This window comes from Methylorubrum podarium (assembly GCF_022179745.1).
Classification (GTDB): Bacteria; Pseudomonadota; Alphaproteobacteria; order Rhizobiales; family Beijerinckiaceae; genus Methylobacterium; species Methylobacterium podarium.
Genome location: NZ_BPRD01000634.1, coordinates 1 through 2,018, shown reverse-complemented (window position 1 = coordinate 2,018; position 2,018 = coordinate 1). Strand labels below are relative to the sequence as shown.

Annotated in this window: 3 protein-coding genes and 1 pseudogene; 3 read left to right on the top strand and 1 reads right to left on the bottom strand. The window is 40.4% G+C overall.

The genetic code is table 11. The features are described from left to right. Positions 1-155, bottom strand: a pseudogene (locus MFF42_RS25045) (IS701 family transposase); the annotation flags it as partial. Between the two features lie 704 nt (positions 156-859). Between MFF42_RS25045 and MFF42_RS25040 the strand changes: the two are divergent. The 3 genes from MFF42_RS25040 to MFF42_RS25030 all read left to right on the top strand — a co-directional run. Beyond that, entirely contained in the window at positions 860-1,042 is a 183-nt protein-coding gene (locus MFF42_RS25040; RefSeq protein ID WP_238258675.1) for a hypothetical protein, read from the top strand. A 326-nt stretch (positions 1,043-1,368) separates the two neighbouring features. Beyond that, entirely contained in the window at positions 1,369-1,740 is a 372-nt protein-coding gene (locus MFF42_RS25035) for a hypothetical protein (protein WP_238258673.1), read from the top strand. Positions 1,741-1,821: 81 nt separating this feature from the next. Continuing rightward, positions 1,822-2,018: hypothetical protein (locus MFF42_RS25030; RefSeq protein ID WP_238258671.1), on the top strand; the 197-nt coding region annotated here is incomplete at its 3' end.

The window sequence follows — 2,018 nt, the reverse complement described above, 5'->3', positions numbered from 1 at the left end:
TCCATAACAGCCTCTAGGAACGCCGCGGCCGAGGTGGCAACTTGCTCCTGCGCGAACAGCGGCCGCATACGCCCCATCACCTCACGCAGGGACGAGGCCCACAGTTCAAAGGTCGTCTCGATCGACGTCGTCGATGTCCATGATGCGCGAATCATGGTGCCCCAGAGAGTCAGAACCCAAGCTAAAACGCAACTGTAATGCTAACTTCGAACTCGGACCACCCCGTGGGAGCAAACCAATTTGAAGAAATCAATGAATTCAATTTTTATTATTTAAGACTAAACTCGCATCAAAACCGTATCTATTTCATAGCCATAATAAAATGTGGCTATTGACAGAACGATTTATTCATATAATTCTACTTGTGGGTGTATTTTTGTAGAAGAGTAATGTGCTCGTTACTGTTGCTTCTGCATAGGTGCCGACAATGAATGGTAGATTTCATCTATATATTGGCATGGTTTTTACAAGTACGTCACTGCCATTGATGGCTTATGGAAAAGAAATGAGCGCTCACAGATGGCCCAAACAACCCAATCCTCCATTGTTCTCTTATTCACCTACTATATTTTCGGGAGAACCGCCTTTCGAAATTGGCCAACGCTTTTATATCAAAAACTATGCCTTGTTTTTCAAGAAACTATAATACCTGTGTTACTATAATAGATTTCCAAAAAAAGTTGATTATTTGATTCAAAATGGACTTATCAAGCGGCTTAATAACGGCAGAATGCTTACCGCAACCGAGAGGATTACTAGCTTTTCTGGAAAGGTTCACGACGAAGAACTTGGAGATGGTTATATAATAATTTTTTCTAGATTCTAATTTCTTCACAACACGCCACGGATGAGTTGAAGCATGACTATTAACTACGTGGAAATTGAGTACAACGGCAATGTCTACAATCCTGACGGGACCATTGCCAGCTATCCCGATACAGGAGAGCTGATGGTTGGATACGAAGATATAGATCCGAAGACTGGCGCATTATTCTATCCGTTCGAGCAGACTTTCCCTCAGGTGGGAAGGGAGAGACAATGACCCTGCCTAGATACAACGCAATGGACGAGCGAAATGGAACTCGTAAGATTACTTGAGGTATTGTAGGTTTATTCTTGGACCGCATCGTTAATATTGATTGTTTTTGCTATTGTATTGAAGGAGAAAAACAAGCTTTTGTATATGTATTTCGCAATCATACCAGAACTGATCTTAATGTGTGCTTATATTATTTCGATTTATCTCCTACCAACTTTATCTGCATACGAAGTCAAAATGCAGTATACACTTACTAAGCTGATAATTATATTATCTCCGTCAGGGATATTTTCTACTTTATTACTTATCAAGATATTATTGAATAAGAGTTGGCTAAAAAGAAAAAATACCTCTCTGAAGTTACTTATCGCCGCAGTACTCATGCTTCATGTGATTTGGGGACAAATCTATCTACATCTACCTCAACTGCTGAACTCATAAGTAGAAGTCTTATAGCATCTGTTGACAGTTCTTTCAGATCCATCGATCCTGTTGTACTCGCTAAAATTGCAGCACTTTCAGGAAAAATCGATACCTACAGTAAATTGGTTGGTTTGTCGTCACTCGCAATCGCAGCTCCGGTCGCGCGTGAAAGTGATAGATTACTTCATAATCACGAAATTACAATTTTATGGGACTTGGCTAAGGTAGTGTTAAAGTCACTCGGATTTTATGACGCAAGCGGATTAACTAACACATAGCTCCTGTCACAATACGATGAAATCGTCAGAAAAGGACTTACAAGGGAGAACGCTGGTTATGCAGAAAACATCTTAAATTTTATGCTCGAAGACATTGGCCCCGGCAAAATCAGAGCTGCTCGCGCTGTAGATGATTTATACTACTATCTTAGTCAAATCGACAATGGAACCGATTTAAAAAATCTTAATAAGTACATTGATGATATCCGTGATGATTCGCCCTCTAACAATCTCCGTGGTTTGATTTCGGATCTGATCACAGAGAATCGGACAAATGC